The sequence below is a fragment of the Acidaminococcales bacterium genome (assembly GCA_031290885.1).
Taxonomy (GTDB): Bacteria; Bacillota; Negativicutes; order Acidaminococcales; family JAISLQ01; genus JAISLQ01.
The window spans coordinates 1-5,361 of record JAISLQ010000066.1 but is presented as its reverse complement, the minus strand read 5'-3'; the positions used below and the strand labels follow the sequence as shown (position 1 = coordinate 5,361).

Here is a 5,361-nt window from a genome sequence, read left to right as displayed (position 1 = left end):
CGCTTGCGGAGAAACATGGGCACAGGCCAATCTTTTTGCCGGCGCATTCACCCGAATTGAATCCAATTGAAAACTTTTGGGCATGGCTGAAAGCTAAACTGCGCAGAACGCTCGCTAATTTTTCTTGTTTTGATGACGCTCTTTGCTACTGTTTTAAAAGTATTTTACTATATTTGCCGCCGTTAGGTCTGCGATTGGTCTGCAACAGAGGTAAAAAAACATGTAAAAATACGAAAAAATAAGCAAAAACAGCAAAAAACAAACAAGGCCAAAAGCAGGCAAAACGCCGCTTCCGGCCTTTGTTTTGCTGGTGCGCCCGGAGAGACTCGAACTCCCGGCACGCGGTTTAGGAAACCGCTGCTCTATCCACCTGAGCTACGGGCGCGTATCATGTTGCTTGGAGGGGCTTGATTCGGCATCATTGACGGCCGCCAGTAGGAGCGCGGCAGGTGCTAAAGGGTTCTCTAAATGTAATCCGAGGGGAAGCTCCAGTTGACATGGATGCCGATTTTTTCCCAGGCGCGGGTAAGAATAGTTTGAAAATCCTTTTTGCCGCGGCCGACAGCATATTTTTTTACGGAAAAATCCGTCAGGCCGCCGCCTTCATCAGGCGTGTTTATTTCGTGTTCCCGCTCAAGCCAGGCCCTTATCTTTTCGGCAACGGCAAGATCGGGAAAGAAAACGTCAATTTTATTTGAATCTTCGTCAAAAACAAGATAGCCGTAGTCCTGAGCTATGTCAAAGGTTACTTTATACAGTCCGGGCATACAGCAGCCTCCGCATTTAAAGAGAATGTCCCATGCCGCTTTGGTTAAAACATGGGCAATGTTTACGGGCCAACTCCGCCATAGCATTAATGATACCACTTAGGGCAGGGTAAGACAAGTAGGGCGGGCCTTGTCAGGGCGCGGCAACATTTTCCATTGCCGCCCGCGCAATAAAGGCGTCAGTCTCCCGGCAGCTTGCCCCTTTGTTCGTTTAGAATTTGCCGGGAAGCTCTCGAACCGGATGCCTTTTCGTCAGCAGCAAGGGAAAGAACGCGCCATTTGCAGGATGCCGGGCAGGGCCGGTTAGTCTTTATTTTTTCACATACGCTATGCCGAGGCGATCCATTGCCGCCCGCACAATAACGATGTCCGTCTCCCAGTAGCTTGCCCCTTTGATCGTTTGGAATTTGCCGGGAAGCATCTCGAACCGGATGCCTTTCCGGCCGTAGTGAGGGAAAGAACGCGCCATCCGCAGGGCGCCGGGCAGGGTAAGGTCGGTTTGGAAGGATTGCTTGGCCGCCTCCCATAAAGCGGGCAGTTTCAGCAATCCGTTCAGGCTGAAAAGTTGGTCGCTCAAAGCTTCCATAAATTTCTGCTGGCGGAGCACCCGCCCTATGTCCCCCAACTCGCCGCTGCGAAAACGGACGTATTTGACGGCGGTCGCGCCGTCCATCAATTGGTAGCCCCGTTTTATGTGGATGTAAAGGTTTTGGTAGGGATCTTCGTAGTCCATGTCGTCTTCCACATACAGCCCTATCCCGCCCAGTGTGTCGATAAGTTTTATAAATCCCCCGGCGTCCACCGTCAGGTAAAAGTCAATCGGGACGCCGAGAAAGTCCGCCGCCGTCTGGCGGGCAAGCTTCATGCCGCCATAGGCGTGCGCATGGTTTATTTTTTCTTCTTCCCCTTCGTCCCGGCCCGGTATTTGAACCAGCGTATCGCGCGGGATGGAGAGCATGGCGACATTTTGTTTGGGAAGGTCAAAGCTGGCCAGCACCAAACTGTCGGAACGGCGCGGCTTTTCCGGGTCGTCGGCTTCCGGCCCGTCAAGGCCGAGAATCAGGAGATTGATCTGCTCGCGCGCGCCGGTTTTGTCCGCGCCGCGCGGCATAGTTGCGTCCGCCCCGTAGCCTGGCGTGAAAAACAGGTAATCTATGGCCGTGTAGAGTTTAATCCCCGCCAGGGAAAATATAATTAAAAAAACCAGCAAGAAAGCAATGCGCCCCCAGCGCGGTTTTCTCTTCACGGCCCGCCGCCCGTTCGTATGAGCGCGTGCCATTAGCCATCCCTCGCGCATAGTTTGCCCAAAAAATAATTCCAGCAATCTATGCAGTCAGGGTGAATGCAGCGCCGGCTGCGCAAAAGATATTCCATGTTATATTTGAGCGCCGACAGCATGGCCAGGTCCATGTTCGCGCGGGCAAGCCTGCGCACCTTGTCCACCCCTTTCTGAACGCGGGCGGGTTCTGTATAGTCGGCGAGGAAGATGACCATGTCAAGTTCGGACATGTTTTTGCCGCCGGTTGTGTGAAGCGATATGGCTTTTAATATTTCCGCATCGGTTATCCGGTATTTTTCCCGGGCGATCGCTGCCCCCATTCTGGCGTGCAAGAGCACCGGCTGCGCTTCTTCTATCGGGCTGACGGAAAGGCCCATTTCCCTGGCTTTTCGCGGCGCTTCATGGTTAGCGCTCTCCCGGCCGCAGTCGTGCAGCAAGGCGGCGATCCTGATTTTTTCCGGATCAAGGTTATGATGTTCCGCCAAAACGGCCGCCTCGCACATGACGCTTACCGAGTGTTCATATCTCTTGGGCGGCAAGGATGTTTTCAAAAGCGCGTCTATTTCTTGTATTTTCAATTTATCCCGCCTCATGGAAGTGTTTTTCAGGCCAGGTAAAGCCCTTCTTTTTTTATGTATAACTCAACGCTGGCCGGCACGATGTATTTGAAAGAACGGCCGCTGCGGACGCGCTCTCTTATATCGGTCGAGGATATTTCCAGTTCCGGCGTATCCAGTTGTATGATGCGCCCCCGGCCTTCGCCGCCGAAAAATTCCAACACTTTTTCCACCGCCGAGGCAAACCCCGGCCTTGTGGCGGCAACGAAGCGGCAATAACGCAACAGGCCGTGGGCGTTCTCCCAATTGGGGATATCCGCCACCGCGTCCGTGCCGACGATAAAATAAAAATCCGCGCCGCCTTTATAACAGTCGTTAAGTTTGCGCAGGGTATCGATGGTATAGGCCACGCCCGTATTCACAACCTCAATGTCCGACACGCTGAAATACGGGTTGTCGCCGGTCGCCAGCACGGTCATGATATAGCGTTCGTGGGGCGTAGCCATGCGCGCCGCGTCTTTATGCGGCGGACAGCCGGTCGGGATGAAAATAACTTTTTCGAGCGCCAGCGAATTCATCACAAAATCCGCCGTTACCAGATGCCCGATGTGTATAGGGTCAAATGTCCCGCCCAAAACGCCTATCTGCCGTTTTTTCATGCTATCTCCTGCCGGCGGCGGGATGGCTGACCGCCAAGCGTTATGCAAGTCCTTTTTTATTATATCAACTTGCCGATGTTAAGACAACCGCCGGACACGCAAGCCGCGTCTTTAAACAGCAATAGGGGCGCCGGGAATGCCCCGGAAATAGAGAGGCATAGCCAGCAAAGGCCCGAGGCTGTCCGCCCGGGCCTTAATGTGTGCTTTGGTTGCGGGGGCAGGACTTGAACCTGCGGCCTTCGGGTTATGAGCCCGACGAGCTACCAACTGCTCCACCCCGCGATAATCTTCTGGTGGAGGGGGCTGGATTCGAACCAGCGAAGGCAAAGCCGGCAGATTTACAGTCTGCTCCCTTTAACCACTCGGGAACCCCTCCGTTGCCGCATGCCCTTCCCTTGGAGCTGGCGAGAGGACTTGAACCCCCAACCTGCTGATTACAAGTCAGCTGCTCTACCGGTTGAGCTACGCCAGCATTGCTTGTAACTGCGACGATACTTAGTATATAATAGAACGCCGGGGGTGTCAACTTTAATTTTTCAGCGGTCGCCTCGTTTGCGAGTTTATCTGTCCTAAGATTAAAACACCCCTTAATATTTGCGAGGCAATTCGCCGCGCTGCGCGGCGCAAAACGCCTGCACAACCGCAAGGTTAGGCGATGCTTCGAAAGAAAGCGGGGCGGCAAATCGGCCGCAAAGGCAGTATGGTTTTAATCCGAGAACAGTATCGGCCGCCGCGCCGCAATTATAATTCCCGGCAAGCTTGGGCGGCGGCCGGCTCTTTTATCCTTGTTTTGACCGTGGCCGGCATAGGGCTTGATGTTTCCGGCGGCACGGCCATGAATGGGCAAAAGCCAAGTCCCTAAGGCAGTTTTGCGGCCGGGCACGGAGTTTTTTCGTCGTTTTTCGCCAAAGTCGCCAGCGGCGTTTCAAAATAAACGCTTTGGCTGGGGAACGCGATGTCCAGCCCAAGTTTCTCCACTATGTCCATGACGGCGAAATTCACCTCTTCTTTCCGTGAAAGGTAGCCAGTGTAATCTGTGGCCAGCGTGAAAAAAACCACGCTTATGTTCAGGCTGCTGTCGCCGTATTCGCTGAAGGCAACCACGTTGTCGCCTTCTTTTTGCGAAAGGCCGCTGTTTTGGGCGAGCATGGCCCTTATTTCCGCCACGCAGTCCGCAAGCTGCTTTTTGGCGGTGGCATAGGCCAGGCCGATGGTTAGGCTGGCCCGGCGCTTGCCGCGCCGCGAGAAGTTGGCGATCGCGACATTGGTAAGGTTGCTGTTGGGGATATGCACAAGCGCCTGTTCAGTCGTCCTGATCCTGGTGCTGCGGAAACTCACCGCTTCCACCGCTCCTTCTATGCCGGCGGTCTGTATCCAGTCGCCGATGCCGAAAGGTTTGTCCAGCAAAATGATGAAACCGCCGAAAATGTTGGCAAGGGAGTCTTTGGACGCCATGGCTAGCGCCAGCCCGCCCAGGCCGAGGCCGGCTATCATGCCGCTGACGTCGTAATTCCATTCCTTGGCCAAAGTGAGAAAGCCTATAATCAAAATTAAAACATGGAGAACGCTGCTCAAAATGTTGCTCAAAATAGGGTCAAGCGCAAAATCGAAATGCTTGGCCAAATTTGTCAGGTGCCCCCGCCTGTTGCCGCTCAAATTGTAGAACATATAGAAAAAAGCGGCGATCAGGAAAGAGCGGCAAACCTTGTCAAGGGTTGCCGGGACGGCGGCGTACAAAGGCGTGCCGCTAAGCCCCGCATAAAGCGAGCTTATAATAATTACCAGCCTGGCCGGCTTTTCCAACGCGTCAAGCAAAATAGCGCGGGCGGACGGCCCGCCGTCGCTTTTCCTCTTCCGTTTAAGCAGGGGAAATACCAATTTTATCAAAACATATTGCAAAACAAGGCCGCCCCCTGTGATATAAACGGCCCTGAACCAAACCGGCCAATTTATATTTTCAAACATTTTCCCACCTCCGCCGCGAAAATCGCCGCCATGTCCAAGCGCGGCATCCGAAACCTGCGCTTGCAGCCGTTTGGTTCCGGCCATTGCCACAGATTCCCAATTCAAAATTATAATCTTTTTCGCCGGCCAACGCC

7 protein-coding genes and 4 tRNA genes are annotated in these 5,361 nt (G+C 53.8%); 2 read left to right on the top strand and 9 right to left on the bottom strand.

Annotated features, from left to right (window positions below):
• Nucleotides 1–242 (top strand): transposase (locus LBO03_08310; protein MDR3349579.1); only part of this gene is annotated, 242 nt, incomplete at its 5' end.
• Between the two features lie 66 nt (nucleotides 243–308).
• On the opposite strand, the gene LBO03_08305 is transcribed toward LBO03_08310, so the two are convergent.
• The 8 genes from LBO03_08305 to LBO03_08270 form a co-directional block, all read right to left on the bottom strand.
• Nucleotides 309–385, bottom strand: a tRNA-Arg gene (locus LBO03_08305).
• A 79-nt stretch (nucleotides 386–464) separates the two neighbouring features.
• The gene (locus tag LBO03_08300; GenBank protein ID MDR3349578.1) at nucleotides 465–767 is read right to left on the bottom strand and encodes a hypothetical protein; all 303 of its coding nucleotides are present in this window, start codon (nucleotides 765–767) and stop codon (nucleotides 465–467) included.
• Between the two features lie 310 nt (nucleotides 768–1,077).
• Complete coding sequence (locus tag LBO03_08295; protein ID MDR3349577.1) at nucleotides 1,078–2,013, bottom strand: LCP family protein; 936 nt, start codon at nucleotides 2,011–2,013, stop codon at nucleotides 1,078–1,080.
• A 32-nt stretch (nucleotides 2,014–2,045) separates the two neighbouring features.
• Nucleotides 2,046–2,624, bottom strand: coding sequence for a bis(5'-nucleosyl)-tetraphosphatase (symmetrical) YqeK (gene yqeK / locus LBO03_08290; GenBank protein MDR3349576.1), 579 nt, complete (start codon nucleotides 2,622–2,624; stop codon nucleotides 2,046–2,048).
• Between the two features lie 26 nt (nucleotides 2,625–2,650).
• Entirely contained in the window at nucleotides 2,651–3,262 is a 612-nt protein-coding gene (gene nadD, locus LBO03_08285; GenBank protein MDR3349575.1) for a nicotinate-nucleotide adenylyltransferase, read from the bottom strand.
• 206 nt (nucleotides 3,263–3,468) lie between these two features.
• Nucleotides 3,469–3,544: transfer RNA gene (locus tag LBO03_08280), tRNA-Met, on the bottom strand.
• A gap of 9 nt (nucleotides 3,545–3,553) precedes the next feature.
• A tRNA-Tyr gene (locus tag LBO03_08275) sits at nucleotides 3,554–3,638 on the bottom strand.
• Nucleotides 3,639–3,658: 20 nt separating this feature from the next.
• A tRNA-Thr gene (locus tag LBO03_08270) sits at nucleotides 3,659–3,734 on the bottom strand.
• A 228-nt stretch (nucleotides 3,735–3,962) separates the two neighbouring features.
• On the opposite strand from LBO03_08270, the gene LBO03_08265 reads away from it, so the two are divergent.
• Nucleotides 3,963–4,124, top strand: coding sequence for a hypothetical protein (locus tag LBO03_08265; protein ID MDR3349574.1), 162 nt, complete (start codon nucleotides 3,963–3,965; stop codon nucleotides 4,122–4,124).
• On the opposite strand, the gene LBO03_08260 is transcribed toward LBO03_08265, so the two are convergent.
• Nucleotides 4,121–5,227: a mechanosensitive ion channel family protein gene (locus tag LBO03_08260; protein ID MDR3349573.1), complete on the bottom strand. Its 1,107-nt coding sequence runs from the start codon at nucleotides 5,225–5,227 to the stop codon at nucleotides 4,121–4,123. The two genes, LBO03_08265 and LBO03_08260, sit on opposite strands and share 4 nt — an antisense overlap.
• Nucleotides 5,228–5,361: the final 134 nt, after the last annotated feature.

Excerpts from the sequence above, each read along its gene's own strand:
- LBO03_08300 (MDR3349578.1), bottom strand. The coding sequence starts at position 767 with ATGCCCGGACTGTATAAAGTAACCTTTGACATAGCTCAGGACTACGGC.
- nadD (MDR3349575.1), bottom strand. The coding sequence starts at position 3,262 with ATGAAAAAACGGCAGATAGGCGTTTTGGGCGGGACATTTGACCCTATA.
- LBO03_08265 (MDR3349574.1), top strand. The coding sequence starts at position 3,963 with ATGGTTTTAATCCGAGAACAGTATCGGCCGCCGCGCCGCAATTATAAT.
- LBO03_08260 (MDR3349573.1), bottom strand. The coding sequence starts at position 5,227 with ATGTTTGAAAATATAAATTGGCCGGTTTGGTTCAGGGCCGTTTATATC.